The sequence below is a fragment of the Acaryochloris marina MBIC11017 genome (assembly GCF_000018105.1).
In the GTDB taxonomy this organism is placed as follows: Bacteria; Cyanobacteriota; Cyanobacteriia; order Thermosynechococcales; family Thermosynechococcaceae; genus Acaryochloris; species Acaryochloris marina.
Genome location: NC_009925.1, coordinates 6,187,206 through 6,200,037 on the forward strand (window position 1 = coordinate 6,187,206; position 12,832 = coordinate 6,200,037).

The following is a 12,832-nucleotide window of genomic DNA, read 5'->3' on the forward strand; positions in this document are numbered from 1 at the left end:
GATTTCCTTAGGTTAGTGGAGCGTATTGGGGGTTACGAAGCTGGAGTAAGTTGAGCTGCTGCTGTTGGGCACTGACAACCCAGTTTGGGTTATGGACTGCAAGTTGGGTCTGTTTAAGGAGAGGGTGGTTGCGATCGCGTTCCCATTCCTCCCAATCTGGAACCCGACTGAACAGGGTCCGCACCAGCAAAGTAATGGCCCCAATCTTGCTCATGTGTGCCAACCGAGGATGAATCAGTGCTGGATTTTGGAGATATCGATGGGCTGTCTGTTCAAAGGACTCAGGCTTTTGTCCAGTCACCTGCTCCACATGATGAGTTGGGGTGCCAACTTCAAAGCTGCCGTGGCGAATGTCATCCGCGTAGTATCGCATTTGGGCTGTCTCAAAATCCGGGAACCCCAACGCTTTAGCAGCCTTTGCAAACATTTTGAGCGAGGTATCTTGATACTTGACTCGGCGATCGAGAATCTTGCTGAGAATATTCGCCATGTCGTGCGTTGACAGCAAGTCCGGCCCAGTGGGTCGATAGCTCTTGCCAATATGAGGTGCTGGATCGACGAGGGCGCTCGCTGCAACGCGAGCAATATCTTCGTTAGAGGGTGGGGCATTGCGACCTTCACCAAAGGGTGCCATCAGCAAGCCAAAGTGAGTAATCATTGGCAAACCCAGCAGGTATACAAAGGCAAAGATGCCGGGGTTGATGTGAATGACGTCCACTGAGGGCATCCAGCGGTATAGGTGGTTAGCAATCCAATGCTCCCGACTTATATAGGAGGGGTGTGTCGCATGGGGGTTCCATTGACTCATAAGGGTAACCACTTCGAGGTGGGCTTCTTCAGCTGCGATCGCAAACAACATTGCCCCATGCAATAGATTGGGTGCAAAGGGTGGACAGTAATAGGCCCGCTGCACCTCTAGTAGAGCTGTACGCAGATCACGAAAATCAAACAGGTCACCGATAAACAGCTCGGCTCCGGCCTTTTCGAGCTGCACCGCGCGGGCACTCCTACGGCGCACAAAGGCCCGAACTGGAAAGCCTTTTTCTAGTAGCTGGAATACCGCTGCAGAACCCGTGCGTCCAGCGGCAGCGGTCACGAGAATCTTAGGATGTTGCATTGATTCGTCTCCACATTAGAAACACTTCGACAGAGTTACAGAATAAATAGTCTGAAATTAATCAAAAAAAATTACGACAGGATCTGCAGCGCAAATTTTAGGTGCTGCTGGATCTCTTGAACGGCGTGGCCACTGCGGGCCAGCATCAGAGCGCTGCGAAATTCAGTGGTTAGATAGATTGCTAAGGCATCTAGTTCCTCCTGTGGTTTAAGTTCATCTTTCTGGACGGCCTGGGTCAGGCAACCTTTGAGAACTTTGGCGATATCAGCAAAAAAGTCTTTGACGACTGCGTTGATCTCCGGGTCTCTGAGGCCCACTTCAATGCCAGTGCTACACATCAGGCACCCGTGGGGGTAATCCTCCTGGGTAATCAGATGAGGTACCTTGTCAAAAAACTCTTGGATTTCAGGCAAGGATGCGCCGGGTCGCCGGATCGGGCTTTGGATATCTTGGTGGCGATCGCTGGCGTACTGACTTAGAACCTTCTTGAACAACTCCCGTTTGGGGCCAAAGGTGCCATAGATGCCATATTTGGCGACGCCAGAGTGCTTGACCACCTCATCAACAGAGGTATCGTAGTAGCCTTTCTCCCAGAACACCTGAATGGCAGCCTGGAGAGCGGCTTGAGGATCAAACTCTCGGGGACGGGGCATAATTTCATACTAAGTCGTCTGGAATAAATACAGACTAAATCGTCTGAAATGAGATGTCAAGTCTTGGGCTGTGAAAACGTTGAAGTTTAAGATTCCTGCTGGTAGTGAAGTCTGCTGATCAGACCCTAATGGTAACTTTTCCTCGAACCTGTCGCTGTTCAAGATAACGGATCGCCTCTGGCACCTCATGCAGTGGGTAACTGCGATCAATGCAGGGCGCAATCTTTCTGGCCTCAAGCCAGTCTTTCACAATCGCAAGATCGTTTGGATTGACTTTCATTGCCAGGGCTGTCATCTTCCGATGCAGAATCTTGCTAAGGAGGGAGCCAAACAACATCACCTGGAAAAATCGAGCCGTTGAGCCACCCACCAGGACGAAGGCTCCCTCCGGGCTTAAAACCTGCTGATAGTCCAGTACTGAACGATAAGCGGCGGTATCCAGAATTAGGTCGTATTGTTGTCCAACTTGAATAACTGATTGTTGAGTGTAGTCAATAATGTGGTCTGGATGAAGAGATCGCACCATCTCTATCTTTTCGGTTCGACACACCGCTGTTACCTCAGCCCCATAGATCTTGGCAATCTGCACCGCAAACGATCCCACACCACCGGAGGCACCATTAATCAACACCTGCTGCCCAGACTGAATTTGCCCACAATCTCGTAGGGCTTGTAGGGCCGCAACTGCTGAGGTTGGCACAGCTGCTGCTTCCTCAAATGTTACGTTTGCAGGCTTAGGTTGTAGGGCATCTGTGGGGGCACAAACATATTGGGCAAATGCCCCCCACCCAGACTCGGACAGATTACCAAAGACCTCGTCACCCGGTTTAAACTGCGTGACCTCTTTACCGACCGCTTCTACTTGCCCCGCTAGATCAGATCCCAAAATGTTGATCGTGGGCTTGAAAATACCGCTGAACATTAAGCGAATTAAGAACGGTGTGCCTCGCATCAGATGCCAATCTCCGGCATGAACAGAGGCCGCCTGTACTTTTACGAGCACTTCGCTATCAGCAGGTGTGGGTTTGGGGACATCTACTAATTGCAATACATCCGGTGAACCATACTGAGTCTGCCAGGTCGCTTTCATGGTGCAGACGCCTGGAGTAACAGAACGGGTTGGTGACATAACACGAAATTCCATACGAAGGGAACATGTTGGGAAATAAAGCTGAGATTCTTGCTGTGTGAGCGTTGTGGATTAGTTCATCAGAACAATAAGCCCACCCTGTCGGCAAAACAATAGGACCATTATTCATTGGAGTTCAGCGTCCATTGCTCGCGCCAAAGACACAACAAGAGTAGTCCTAGCCCAATTTCAATTCCTGCAGATCAGAGCAAGGACGAACTGGGGGACCATCAATTGCCATGCCTGCTAATCGAGAGCAACCATAGAACAGGTAGATCAACACTTCTAGGATGGTGGACGTGAAGGTGAGTGTAGCCATAAACGCATCGAGTAGCATGATGAGATCACTGGCAAACAAGGCCTCGGCAGTACGGAATTCGCTGACAGAGATGGACCAGCAACCTTCATATGTTTAGGTTAGGTATTACGCTTAGTAGTCAAAAGATATATGGAAAATATTGCGACAACGACGCTATCGAATGCAACTACTAATCCAGCCTTTCCCAGATATTCGTTGCCAATAGTCAGTACTAGTCCAATAAAGATAATTTTGCTGGTACTAGAGAATACAAGAATTAGTGAGCGATGTAGAGGGTTAAATGCACCATAGATAAGAAGTCCCCCTATTAAGGTGATTAACGCACCCCAGTTTCTGACGACTATCTCAGCAATTGGACCACTGATAGATTCTCCAAAAGTACTCATTAAGGCTGCTTCTGGAGCTATTGCAGCATAGGCCATTGTACAAGTGAGTAGCCCCGATACAAGCATGACCCATTTGATATTTTTTGTAATAACGTTCACGTTGAAGATTTCCAGATGTTGTACCTAAAAGCAAAACGCAGATTAAAGTCGGCAGTGCGCACTTGATAGTGGTACCACTGAACTTGGGGTTGTAGTGTCATTAAAACGGTGGGTGAAGCTAATCTATCCACTTGAATGGATAAGCTGATCTCTAATCTATACGTTGTGGAAGTTTGGAGTCCACGCGAAAGTACGATGAGTGGGGGTGATTTAAGAAAGCATTATGCAACCAACTGTAGCCCCACGTATCAAAATCTGCTGTATTAGCTGCATCCAAGAAGCAATGCTTGCGATCGACTGTGGTGCCTCTGCCCTGGGACTTGTTTCTGCGATGCCAAGCGGCCCAGGCATAATCGATGAATCACTGGTTGCAGAATTGCGGCGGCTGTACCACCTGCGATCGCAACTTTTTTACTCACCAGCGAACAAGACCCCGATATTATCATCCAGCAGCAGCACCGCTGTCGCACAAACACAGTTCAGCTTTGCGATCGCATAGAAACAGTGGCCTATCCGATATTGCGTCAGGCGCTGCCTGGAATCAAACTCGTGCAGGTCATTCATGTGCAGGATAAAGACGCCATCAATGAAGCACGGCTGATTTCACAGCACGTAGATGCCATCTTGCTTGACTCAGGGAATCAAAATCTGGAAGTCAAAGAGCTTGGCGGCACAGGGCGTGTTCATGACTGGCAGATCAGCCGCCAGATCCGGGAAGAAATTGATGTGCCGCTTTTTCTTGCAGGCGGCTTGAAACCGGATAACGTCCGCGTAGCCATTGAGCAGGTTGAACCGTTTGGTCTGGATCTTTGCAGTGGAGTTCGCACTGACGATCGGCTGGACGAAAACAAGCTGCGATCGTTTTTCAAAGCCGTTCGGGAAACGACGGAGCAGCGATAATGGGCTTGAGCGTAGCAGATATATCCTCCCAGTCCCCTACCATCACGCACTCGATATGAAAACGAAGTTTAAGCTCATCGCCCTTGATGCCGACGACACCCTATGGCACAACATTCCCCTCTTCAACACCACCGAAGCACGATTTCGAGAGATTCTGACGGCTAGCCAAGATACCGACACCATAGAGCAACGCCTCTACCAAACGGAGAAGCGGAACCTCGAGCACTTTGGCTACGGTGTAAAAAGCTTCACGCTCTCAATGATCGAAACCGCTATTGAGCTGACGGAAGGCCACATCCCCGCCACCCACATTCAAGAAATCATTGACTTGGGCCGCGAGATGCTCAAAGCCCCAGTGGAGCTGCTAGATGGTGCAGAAGAGACCATCAGAATCCTCGCAGAGCAGGTGCCACTCATGCTGCTGACCAAAGGAGATCTGCTCAGTCAGGAAAGCAAATTGGCACGCTCTGGACTGGGGGGTTACTTCTCTGCCATTGAGATCGTTTCTAAAAAAGACACCGACACGTACCGGAAGATCTTGAGACGCAACGATCTGCAACCGAGCCAGTTTTTGATGGTTGGCAACTCGATTCAGTCTGATGTGTTACCAGTGCTTGAAGCCGGAGCCGCAGCCGTCCACATTCCCTATCACACCACATGGGTGCATGAGCAGGCCGATATGGAGGCACTTCAAGGAAAAGACTTTACCTGCCTAGAGAGTCTGCGGGAACTTCCTGCTTGGCTCACCCAAACAGAATGGATAAGATGAGGAAGAAGGCAAGAGCGCAGGCCACAGCCATGACTGCTATTACACTCAATCTGGAGTCGTTAACGACGTTGACCCATGACCAGTTCTACCAGCTCTGCATGAACAACAAAGATGTGGTGATGGAACGCAGTCGATCAGGTAAGTCAATCATTATGCTTCCAGTGGGTGGTGAAAGTGGCGCAAAGGTCACATTGATTAGGTGTCTTTTGCGACAGCCTGACGTATAACCATAGTTATCCCACTTGGTTCCAACCAATGCGAATCGAATTCACGCGGGAAATCGAGCATCTAGGGATCTTGGACAAGCTACGTCCGTTTGACCCCGTGGTCATTGGGACGCCTCCACTTGGGATTGACGTGGCGAACAACGATATTGACATCGCTTGTTCCTATGACGACCTTGACCGTTTCAAGATGGATTCTACGACCCAGTTTGAATGCTTCAAGAATTTTGAAATACGCGACTCTACCGCGCAAAACGAAGAGTCCGTTGTCGTTCAGTTTAGCGCGTTGAATTGGGATATTGAACTGTTCTGCCAATCCATCCCAACAGGCCAACAATGGGGTGTAAGGTACTTCCGAATCGAAAAGCGGTTGCTGGCAGTTGTGCCTAAACTGAAAGCGACAGTGATCAAACTGAGACAATCTGGGTTGAAGACAGAACCAGCATTTGCGATTGCCCTTGGGCTGTCGGGTGATCCCTATTTAGCACTTCTTGATCTTGAACATGAAGGCCACGACGAATTGCTGCAATTGGTTGAGACCCAGCCGAAAGTCATGGAGAATCGTCCGCACAGTGATCCCAATACGAAGTTGGGATAACAATGCAATACATCGGAGTCGCGAAGCCGACGTTTCAAATGGACAACTACTCGCTGCGGCCCGGTGATTGCGGACGTTAGATTTCAACGACACCGATGCGCAACCAAAATACAGTGTGTTGTTTAAAGAACTCCCTGTAAGCCATGCAGAGAGAAGGCTATCGGCATTCTAAGCTAGGGCTGGTGAGAAATCCAGGGCACAATATCTCAACTATCCCATTCTGTAGACTTTTGGTGTCACTCCCATCATTTGTCGAAACTGCTTGCTTAGATGGCTATGACTATTAAATCCACATTCGTAGGCTATATCGATGATGCGTCGATCTGTTTGTTTCAATAGCTGCTTAGCATGCTCAATGCGCTGCTGAATTAGGTATTGGTGTGGAGATTTACCCGTGGATAGCTTGAATAAGCGGCTGAAATGGAAAGGGCTCATATCCAGTATTTGAGCTAAATCTGCCAGCTTAATCTCGCAATCTAAATGGGCGTCGATGTAGTCCAAAACCTGCTGAAGTTGTCTCGGGGGCAAGCCGCCTTCATAGATGGGTAGCTGTGGTCTTTTGGTTGCGTGGTGCCGCAGTAAATTCACGGCCAAAATGTTCGCTAAAGAATCCAAGTACAGCCTATTGCCCGAGGTGTCTTGCTGAAACTCCGTGTGGAGCATCATGGCGATCGCTTCCATCTGAGCATCGCGCACATGAAATGTGGGGATAAGTTCGATGAGATCGCTGTTCTGCTCTAGGGTTTCTCGGGCAACACTTTGCAAAAACTGGGTTGTAAGCTGAATCTGCAAGCAATTTTCTTCACCCTCCCACCGAACAAATAGGGGGATTTTGGCTGGTGTGATCAGGATATCTCCCTTCCGGTAGAGTCCTGTGTAGGTCTTGTCATCTTGAGCTTGTAAATAATGGATTGGACGGGAAGCAAGGGGCATAAAGATCGTGTGCGTTTCTTCAAAATGGCAACTTGCTTCCCCTGGCGCATATTGGAGCGTTTCGACTCGAAGAATATCGTTGCCTGAACTAGATGAAGGGAACGATGTATGGGCGTCAACTTCTGGCATAGCAGGATTTTCCATAGTGCCAACCTAGTGCTGCTGAATCCCAACTAGGTTAAAGAAATGGGTGGTCTCACTTTAACTTAGAAACTGACCGCAAGATTGTTACAGGTGAGCAAGAATCCAATAGCTGAGCCTAGACCGTTTTCCTAAGCTGAGACTGTCATTTCTTAGGAGAGCACGATTATGCAACTACTTATCTTTGGAGCCACAGGAAGCGTCGGTCGCCAGGTGGTTGACCAAGCGCTGGAGCAGGGGCACCAGGTCACAGCCTTCGCTCGAAATCCCGAAAAGCTAGATATTCAGCATCCCCATCTCAAGTTTTTTCAGGGGGATGTGATGGATGCCCCAGCAGTCGAACAGGCGGTGCAAGGCCAAGAAGCTGTCCTGTGTTCAATTGGGGCCGGTCGCAATGGAAAGATTCGCTCAGAAGGCACCCGCAATATTGTCAAAGCGATGGAGAACGCTTCAGTACAGCGGTTTGTTTGCCAATCCACAATCGGGGTTGGGGACAGCCGGGGCAATCTCGATTTTTTCTGGAAATACATCATGTTTGGACTGCTGCTGCGTCCAGCCTATGCCGACCACGTTTTTCAGGAAGCTTTCGTTCGGCAAAGCCGACTGGATTGGACCATCGTTCGTCCAGCCGCTTTCACCGATGAAGGCCGAACGGGTGCCTACCAGCATGGTTTTCCGGGTAATGAGAGGGGAATAACGCTCAAAATTTCGAGGGCGGATGTTGCTGACTTCATGCTAAAGCAGTTGTCAGACGATACTTATTTGCACCAGACACCCGGTTTATCGTACTGACTGCTTTTCTGGTCTGTCCTTGCCAGAGGTATCAAGTATTCAAAGTCCCCCACTTGGAAAATTTAGGGGGACTAAAATGCTCTCTCTCACCGATCTAAATTAATCAATAGGAGATTTCATCGCTATGTCTAACCAACTTCTGTTTTCGGTGAAGCTGTTCTCAGTTCTAGGCTGTGGACTCGTAGCAGGAATGTTCTTTGCCTTCTCAACGTTTGTGATGCTGGCCCTGGGGCAACGACCACCGTCTGAGGGAATTGCGGTGATGCAAGCTATCAACATCACGGTGATTAATCCCTGGTTTATGCTTGCATTTTTGGGCACGGCGGCCACTTGCCTGTTTCTAGCTGCTTCCTCACTGTTCCAGTGGCAGAAACCGGGGTCTGTCTACCTCCTCGTGGGGAGTCTATTGTACCTCCTCGGCACGATTTTGGTCACCATGCGGTTCAATGTGCCGATGAATGATGCCTTGGCGATTGTCGAGCCACATAATCCTGACGCCATTGGTCTTTGGAGCCGCTACCTAACTAACTGGACCTTCTGGAATCACGTTCGCACTGCTGCTGCACTGGCTGCGACGGCTTCATTAACGCTAGCGCTTAGAGCGCCACAGTTATAGTTCTCTGTTTGGAAATAACAACTCAGAACCAATTCTGTTTCTATCTTGTAAAAGGAAAGAAATTAACATGACGGAGCATATATTTTTCTTGACATTAGAAGTCGCTGTCATTTGCTGTGGGCTAGTTTCTGGTTTCTTTCTCACGTTTTCGGACTTCTTGATGCGATCGCTTTATCTAGCCAAGGTTGAAGCTGGAATTGAGGTCATGCAAATCATTAATCGCGAGGTGTGGAGATCAATCTATATCTTTCTGCTATGGGGAATGGCTCCTTTTGCCATTGTCCTAGCTGGCTATGCTTACTGGAATATCACTGGCCCTGCAATGATCTGGGTGATGATTGGTAGTGCGCTCTATGTCTTTGGTGTACTGGTCATCTCCTATGGGTTCAACATTCCTATGAACAACCGGCTTGATGCAATGGAATATTCTGGTACGGAAGCGGCGACCTATTGGAAAGATACCTATGTATCGCGTTGGGTGCTGTGGAATTATATCCGAGCTATTACTACCGGAGGAGCTGCAATTTGCTTCTTGGTTGCATGTATCTTGATAGCCCAGTTGCAGTAGTCATTAGCCTGTGAAGCGCTCAGCCCAATGGGGACGGGCAGCGATCAGACAAAGCTGTTCTCCCCCACCTCATCACAAATGCTCTCTATTGAGGAACGTAAGATGCAGAAAGTTGCTGTATTCGGCAATGCTGGTGGTGGTAAATCAACTCTCAGCAAACGCCTCGCTCAATTCACCGGCCTACCCTTAATTGCTTTGGACTTGCTCAAGTACACACCGGGTGGCGAAGAAGTTCCCCATGCGGAGTACAAAGCGGCTCATGATCAAAGCGAAGGAACAGATTTGATGGATACAGCAACGCCAAAATCACTCAATACCCGAAGGGCACTATCAACCTGGGGCGCAGTATCGGGATAAACAATGCCAGGAGCAGGAGGCGGGGCACCATCCCAACCCAGCAAGCGTTCCAAATGCACCAAGGCACCCAACGCCGTCAAGTGAGTTTGCCCTTGGGGATCGACGATAGTGGCATTAACTATTGTTGGATTACCGTCTCCAGCAGTCCCAGAGGCAGTAATCACAATCTCGTGGCTGGCCCCGCTGCCAGGATTGTAGAGGAGCGATTGCCGCAACGGCGTAAAGCGAGCACCACTGATCAATTTCCAAATTCCAGAACGGGTCAGGACACGAAGGAGGTTGGTGGAGAACGCATCATCGAAAGCGATTCGAGTAGCAACTGTTTTGGCCCCTATCGTACTGGGCAGCGTGAGCAAATCTGGGGTGTCGAAACGATACACCTTAGTAGTGTAACCCTTCGGAAACGTGACGGAGCGAGGATCTGTATAGGGCAGAACTTCTCGTTGTTTACTATCAATCGTGACCTCGAACGGTGTTGCTAATCGATCCATATACTCAACGGAGTTGGGGCCGGATTTATCTTTGGTTGAGAACAGAACGCTAATGTCAATGCGGTCCACCTGATGTAAGGACCGAGTCGCCGCAACAGAGATTGCTGCGGCCACACCACCCATCCATCCTGATGAGAGGAGAACCGGGACCTTTAATTCTTCGACTGAGAGCTGTGCGATCGTATTTCTGAATTGCGCTGACCAACGGGTGATATCCAGATAGGGTATGCCACTGTGAACCACATCCCTCAAAAGGTAATCATGGGAGTCATTCACCGCCGCAACAATCGCTCGGGGTCTTATACCCTGCAAAGGATTAGGTTGCTCAACATCCAATTGGAAGCTACTGGCCTTGCCTAACCTTTGGGCTAGTGAGTCGGCCTTGCCTAACGTTCGCCCAGCGATAATCAGTGGTAGATCAGGGTGACGCTGTCGAATGAGATTTGCAATTTGTTGTCCAACGACGCCATAGCCACCCGCAATTAAAATTCCATCCTCAATCATCATGTCTATGCTTCCTCCGAAATCAACTGGACCTCAAGCTCTGCCATCGAGCTAGCAAGGATCTAAGACAACCGATCTTGATACTGAAGGATCCTCCCTAGCAGCCAGACCACTCGCTCTACAGCCCCATTGCAGAGCGAGTGGCAAAGGTGATAATGCCAAGCCCCAGGAGCGCGATGACAAGTGCAGCGGTAAACTGCTTGACCCGAGTAAAGGAGTGGGTGCCAACCTGAGGGCTAGGAATCGACAGCTCTCTACTGAGCCGTAACCCTTGCACTGAAACGATCATTAAAGGCAACGAAACAATGGTTCCGAGGACTTCAATTATGAATAGAGCTGAAGGCATTGCGTCAGGGGACACCGGGAACAGGCGACCTAAATCAAGTACATACACCAGAAAATAAGACAGACCAGCAATCGCTGATGCTGCATAAGCCCAGCGCTGACGTTGCCAGACAAAGTAAATCAACAACAAGCTCAACAGACTTAGAGCGGTTAGAAAGGTATTAAAGCTCCCTAAAACAATGGGATTAATGTGGGCAAAACTGCGGGTTTCAATCAGTCCCCCTGGCACCAAGCTAGTGAGTAAAACCGACGAAAGCGCTAACAGAGCAGGCGCACCGTACTGGACCGTTTTTGAGAATTGAGCAGGTTGGTGGTTAGACGAAATGATAGTAGTCATGGTGATATCCTCATACTTTAGAAAAAAGAACTCGAAATCAACAAAAAGCAAGTGGCTTACAGCTTTTCCCCAGGCCGATAGGGTGTTTCATGAAGTAGGTGACTAACCAACAGCTTCAGGAAAAGCAGGGGTAGAAACCACTCCAAACCAGGAGTAGCAGCGAGGCAGTAGCGATCGCATAGCAGCGCCACAACATAAAGGCCCAGAGCGACAGGCCGCTGGAGATAAAGCGGACAGCTCAGGATCAACGCTGATGCCCCCAGCAGATAACCGGAGACACTGACAAGGAAATACCAATCACCACCCCGAAAGAGCAGCGCCACAAGACCGACATGGACCATATGCAGGACCACAAAACTCAGATGCTGTTGCCATCCTTGACTGGGCCGGTGATACCAACGCTTGGCGGCAGCCGTCGCGTTCGTCAGAACACCTCCAACAAAGTCGAAACCCAAAACTGAAATGAGTCCCAGCTGTAGTGGCGACCATTCAATTGGCAACGTCATCGCATAGGCTGGGGCCGCGATCGCTGCCGTAACAGCAGGAACAAACTGAAGAACCATTTCAGCAGCAGTCGCACCAGGACCAATGAAGCGATCCAGTTGCCCGCTGAGACCAGGGCGGGGCAATGGACCATGCTGATCCTCTTGTGGCTCGAATTCTATTGAGGCTTGAATTGGACCTTGCATATTCGCAACCTCATAACAGTTGTTATGTAACTAACATAATGACTGTTATGATATCTGTCAACTGAGTTGTTAGATATTCTTCTGTACTTCTTTGTGGTTAACGTTTATGTCTCAGCAGGATCGTCGTCTTGAAGTCTCTGAGGCCGCTTGGCGCGTCATTGTCCGGGAGGGGTTAGACCGTGCCAGTATGCGGGCGATCGCACAGGAAATGAATTGCACGACGGGGGTAGTCACTCACTACTTCCGAAATAAGCAGGAGCTGATTCTGTTTGCCCTACACCAGGTCTCAGACCGCTTGCAGATGATGATGCAGTTGGCGATAGAGAATGTTTCAGGGGTTGATCGGTTGAAAGCAATGCTGTTGTCTTTTTTACCCTTGGATCAAGAACGGCAGGAAATCCTGCGGGTGTGGGTCGCCTATTTGGGCTATTCAGTTGGCAGAGATGGACTACTGAAGGAGCATCAGCAGAGTGCGGCTGAGCTGCGGGCGGTTATTATTCAGGAGTTAGAGGTTCTTCAGAGCGCTGGCCTTCTTCGGGAAGATCTATTGCCTAAGGTGGAGGCGAATGCTTTGCTTGCCCTTGTGAATGGTGTTGCTATAGACTCTCTGATTCAGACGGAGCATCTTTAACCTAAGCAGCAAGAGGCAATTATTAAGCGGTATATCGCAGGTATGCTGCCAGGTCGCTCCTTAGCCGCAAATAACGATTGAGTCGAACTGCCAGATATACCGAAAATGATCTCCTATATCTAAGAAAATCAAGCAGATCACATTCTGAAAATACTGACATATAAGGCTTTAGTGACAACATGACCCTTTCTTACACAAATCATTGCAATACCCCACCTTCGGTTAAGAATCTAT

The 12,832-nt window shown here is 49.3% G+C and carries 18 protein-coding genes and 1 pseudogene; 10 read left to right on the forward strand and 9 right to left on the reverse strand.

Annotated elements, in window-relative coordinates; all coding sequences use genetic code 11:
* Positions 1–7: 7 nt before the first annotated feature.
* The 5 genes from AM1_RS27515 to AM1_RS27535 all read right to left on the reverse strand — a co-directional run bounded on the left by AM1_RS27515 (position 8) and on the right by AM1_RS27535 (position 3,703).
* Positions 8–1,117: an NmrA family NAD(P)-binding protein gene (locus tag AM1_RS27515; protein ID WP_012166226.1), complete on the reverse strand. Its 1,110-nt coding sequence runs from the start codon at positions 1,115–1,117 to the stop codon at positions 8–10.
* 71 nt (positions 1,118–1,188) lie between these two features.
* Positions 1,189–1,770, reverse strand: coding sequence for a TetR/AcrR family transcriptional regulator (locus AM1_RS27520; RefSeq protein ID WP_012166227.1), 582 nt, complete (start codon positions 1,768–1,770; stop codon positions 1,189–1,191).
* Positions 1,771–1,888: 118 nt separating this feature from the next.
* Positions 1,889–2,860: an NAD(P)-dependent alcohol dehydrogenase gene (locus AM1_RS27525; RefSeq protein WP_012166228.1), complete on the reverse strand. Its 972-nt coding sequence runs from the start codon at positions 2,858–2,860 to the stop codon at positions 1,889–1,891.
* A 217-nt stretch (positions 2,861–3,077) separates the two neighbouring features.
* Positions 3,078–3,236 (reverse strand): hypothetical protein, encoded by a 159-nt coding sequence (locus AM1_RS42385; protein ID WP_012166229.1) that lies wholly within the window; start codon positions 3,234–3,236, stop codon positions 3,078–3,080.
* Positions 3,237–3,316: 80 nt separating this feature from the next.
* Positions 3,317–3,703, reverse strand: a complete 387-nt coding sequence (locus AM1_RS27535) for a hypothetical protein (RefSeq protein ID WP_041660640.1) — start codon at positions 3,701–3,703, stop codon at positions 3,317–3,319.
* A 223-nt stretch (positions 3,704–3,926) separates the two neighbouring features.
* On the opposite strand from AM1_RS27535, the gene AM1_RS44495 reads away from it, so the two are divergent.
* The 5 genes from AM1_RS44495 to AM1_RS27555 are packed head-to-tail and all read left to right on the forward strand — an operon-like array spanning position 3,927 to position 6,194.
* The gene (locus AM1_RS44495) at positions 3,927–4,202 is read left to right on the forward strand and encodes a hypothetical protein (protein ID WP_238549108.1); all 276 of its coding nucleotides are present in this window, start codon (positions 3,927–3,929) and stop codon (positions 4,200–4,202) included.
* Positions 4,148–4,603: a phosphoribosylanthranilate isomerase gene (locus AM1_RS27540; protein ID WP_238549305.1), complete on the forward strand. Its 456-nt coding sequence runs from the start codon at positions 4,148–4,150 to the stop codon at positions 4,601–4,603. The genes AM1_RS44495 and AM1_RS27540 overlap by 55 nt, the downstream gene beginning before the upstream one ends.
* Before the next feature lie 55 nt (positions 4,604–4,658).
* On the forward strand, positions 4,659–5,372 hold the full coding sequence (locus AM1_RS27545) for an HAD family hydrolase (protein WP_012166232.1): 714 nt from the start codon (positions 4,659–4,661) through the stop codon (positions 5,370–5,372).
* A gap of 29 nt (positions 5,373–5,401) precedes the next feature.
* Complete coding sequence (locus tag AM1_RS41330) at positions 5,402–5,599, forward strand: Uma2 family endonuclease (RefSeq protein ID WP_238549109.1); 198 nt, start codon at positions 5,402–5,404, stop codon at positions 5,597–5,599.
* Positions 5,600–5,627: 28 nt separating this feature from the next.
* Positions 5,628–6,194: a DUF4269 domain-containing protein gene (locus AM1_RS27555; RefSeq protein ID WP_012166233.1), complete on the forward strand. Its 567-nt coding sequence runs from the start codon at positions 5,628–5,630 to the stop codon at positions 6,192–6,194.
* A 210-nt stretch (positions 6,195–6,404) separates the two neighbouring features.
* Here the strand turns inward: AM1_RS27555 and AM1_RS27560 are convergent, their stop codons facing one another.
* On the reverse strand, positions 6,405–7,271 hold the full coding sequence (locus AM1_RS27560; protein ID WP_148215845.1) for an AraC family transcriptional regulator: 867 nt from the start codon (positions 7,269–7,271) through the stop codon (positions 6,405–6,407).
* A gap of 165 nt (positions 7,272–7,436) precedes the next feature.
* Here AM1_RS27560 and AM1_RS27565 point away from each other — a divergent pair, with 165 nt between their 5' ends.
* From AM1_RS27565 to AM1_RS43350, 4 genes and pseudogenes are all read left to right on the forward strand, one after another.
* Positions 7,437–8,060, forward strand: a complete 624-nt coding sequence (locus AM1_RS27565; protein ID WP_012166235.1) for an NAD(P)-dependent oxidoreductase — start codon at positions 7,437–7,439, stop codon at positions 8,058–8,060.
* 124 nt (positions 8,061–8,184) lie between these two features.
* Positions 8,185–8,676, forward strand: coding sequence for an anthrone oxygenase family protein (locus AM1_RS27570; protein WP_012166236.1), 492 nt, complete (start codon positions 8,185–8,187; stop codon positions 8,674–8,676).
* A gap of 67 nt (positions 8,677–8,743) precedes the next feature.
* Positions 8,744–9,244 (forward strand): anthrone oxygenase family protein, encoded by a 501-nt coding sequence (locus AM1_RS27575; protein WP_012166237.1) that lies wholly within the window; start codon positions 8,744–8,746, stop codon positions 9,242–9,244.
* 102 nt (positions 9,245–9,346) lie between these two features.
* Positions 9,347–9,508, forward strand: a pseudogene (locus tag AM1_RS43350) (adenylate kinase); the annotation flags it as partial.
* On the opposite strand, the gene AM1_RS27580 reads toward AM1_RS43350, so the two are convergent.
* The 3 genes from AM1_RS27580 to AM1_RS27590 form a co-directional block, all read right to left on the reverse strand.
* A complete protein-coding gene (locus AM1_RS27580; RefSeq protein ID WP_012166238.1) occupies positions 9,508–10,599 on the reverse strand; it encodes a saccharopine dehydrogenase family protein in 1,092 nt (363 codons plus the stop codon). The pseudogene AM1_RS43350 and the gene AM1_RS27580 overlap by 1 nt on opposite strands.
* Positions 10,600–10,714: 115 nt before the next feature.
* Positions 10,715–11,278 carry a hypothetical protein gene (locus AM1_RS27585; RefSeq protein ID WP_012166239.1) on the reverse strand — a complete coding sequence of 188 codons (564 nt, stop codon included), beginning with the start codon at positions 11,276–11,278 and terminating at the stop codon, positions 10,715–10,717.
* A 56-nt stretch (positions 11,279–11,334) separates the two neighbouring features.
* Positions 11,335–11,967, reverse strand: coding sequence for a hypothetical protein (locus AM1_RS27590; RefSeq protein ID WP_012166240.1), 633 nt, complete (start codon positions 11,965–11,967; stop codon positions 11,335–11,337).
* Positions 11,968–12,073: 106 nt separating this feature from the next.
* Here AM1_RS27590 and AM1_RS27595 point away from each other — a divergent pair, with 106 nt between their 5' ends.
* Entirely contained in the window at positions 12,074–12,598 is a 525-nt protein-coding gene (locus tag AM1_RS27595; RefSeq protein ID WP_012166241.1) for a TetR/AcrR family transcriptional regulator, read from the forward strand.
* Positions 12,599–12,832: the final 234 nt, after the last annotated feature.

Excerpts from the sequence above, each read along its gene's own strand:
- AM1_RS27515 (WP_012166226.1), bottom strand. The coding sequence starts at position 1,117 with ATGCAACATCCTAAGATTCTCGTGACCGCTGCCGCTGGACGCACGGGT.
- AM1_RS27520 (WP_012166227.1), bottom strand. The coding sequence starts at position 1,770 with ATGCCCCGTCCCCGAGAGTTTGATCCTCAAGCCGCTCTCCAGGCTGCC.
- AM1_RS27525 (WP_012166228.1), bottom strand. The coding sequence starts at position 2,860 with ATGAAAGCGACCTGGCAGACTCAGTATGGTTCACCGGATGTATTGCAA.
- AM1_RS42385 (WP_012166229.1), bottom strand. The coding sequence starts at position 3,236 with ATGCTACTCGATGCGTTTATGGCTACACTCACCTTCACGTCCACCATC.
- AM1_RS44495 (WP_238549108.1), top strand. The coding sequence starts at position 3,927 with ATGCAACCAACTGTAGCCCCACGTATCAAAATCTGCTGTATTAGCTGC.
- AM1_RS27545 (WP_012166232.1), top strand. The coding sequence starts at position 4,659 with ATGAAAACGAAGTTTAAGCTCATCGCCCTTGATGCCGACGACACCCTA.
- AM1_RS41330 (WP_238549109.1), top strand. The coding sequence starts at position 5,402 with ATGACTGCTATTACACTCAATCTGGAGTCGTTAACGACGTTGACCCAT.
- AM1_RS27555 (WP_012166233.1), top strand. The coding sequence starts at position 5,628 with ATGCGAATCGAATTCACGCGGGAAATCGAGCATCTAGGGATCTTGGAC.
- AM1_RS27560 (WP_148215845.1), bottom strand. The coding sequence starts at position 7,271 with ATGGAAAATCCTGCTATGCCAGAAGTTGACGCCCATACATCGTTCCCT.
- AM1_RS27565 (WP_012166235.1), top strand. The coding sequence starts at position 7,437 with ATGCAACTACTTATCTTTGGAGCCACAGGAAGCGTCGGTCGCCAGGTG.
- AM1_RS27570 (WP_012166236.1), top strand. The coding sequence starts at position 8,185 with ATGTCTAACCAACTTCTGTTTTCGGTGAAGCTGTTCTCAGTTCTAGGC.
- AM1_RS27575 (WP_012166237.1), top strand. The coding sequence starts at position 8,744 with ATGACGGAGCATATATTTTTCTTGACATTAGAAGTCGCTGTCATTTGC.
- AM1_RS27580 (WP_012166238.1), bottom strand. The coding sequence starts at position 10,599 with ATGATGATTGAGGATGGAATTTTAATTGCGGGTGGCTATGGCGTCGTT.
- AM1_RS27585 (WP_012166239.1), bottom strand. The coding sequence starts at position 11,278 with ATGACTACTATCATTTCGTCTAACCACCAACCTGCTCAATTCTCAAAA.
- AM1_RS27590 (WP_012166240.1), bottom strand. The coding sequence starts at position 11,967 with ATGCAAGGTCCAATTCAAGCCTCAATAGAATTCGAGCCACAAGAGGAT.
- AM1_RS27595 (WP_012166241.1), top strand. The coding sequence starts at position 12,074 with ATGTCTCAGCAGGATCGTCGTCTTGAAGTCTCTGAGGCCGCTTGGCGC.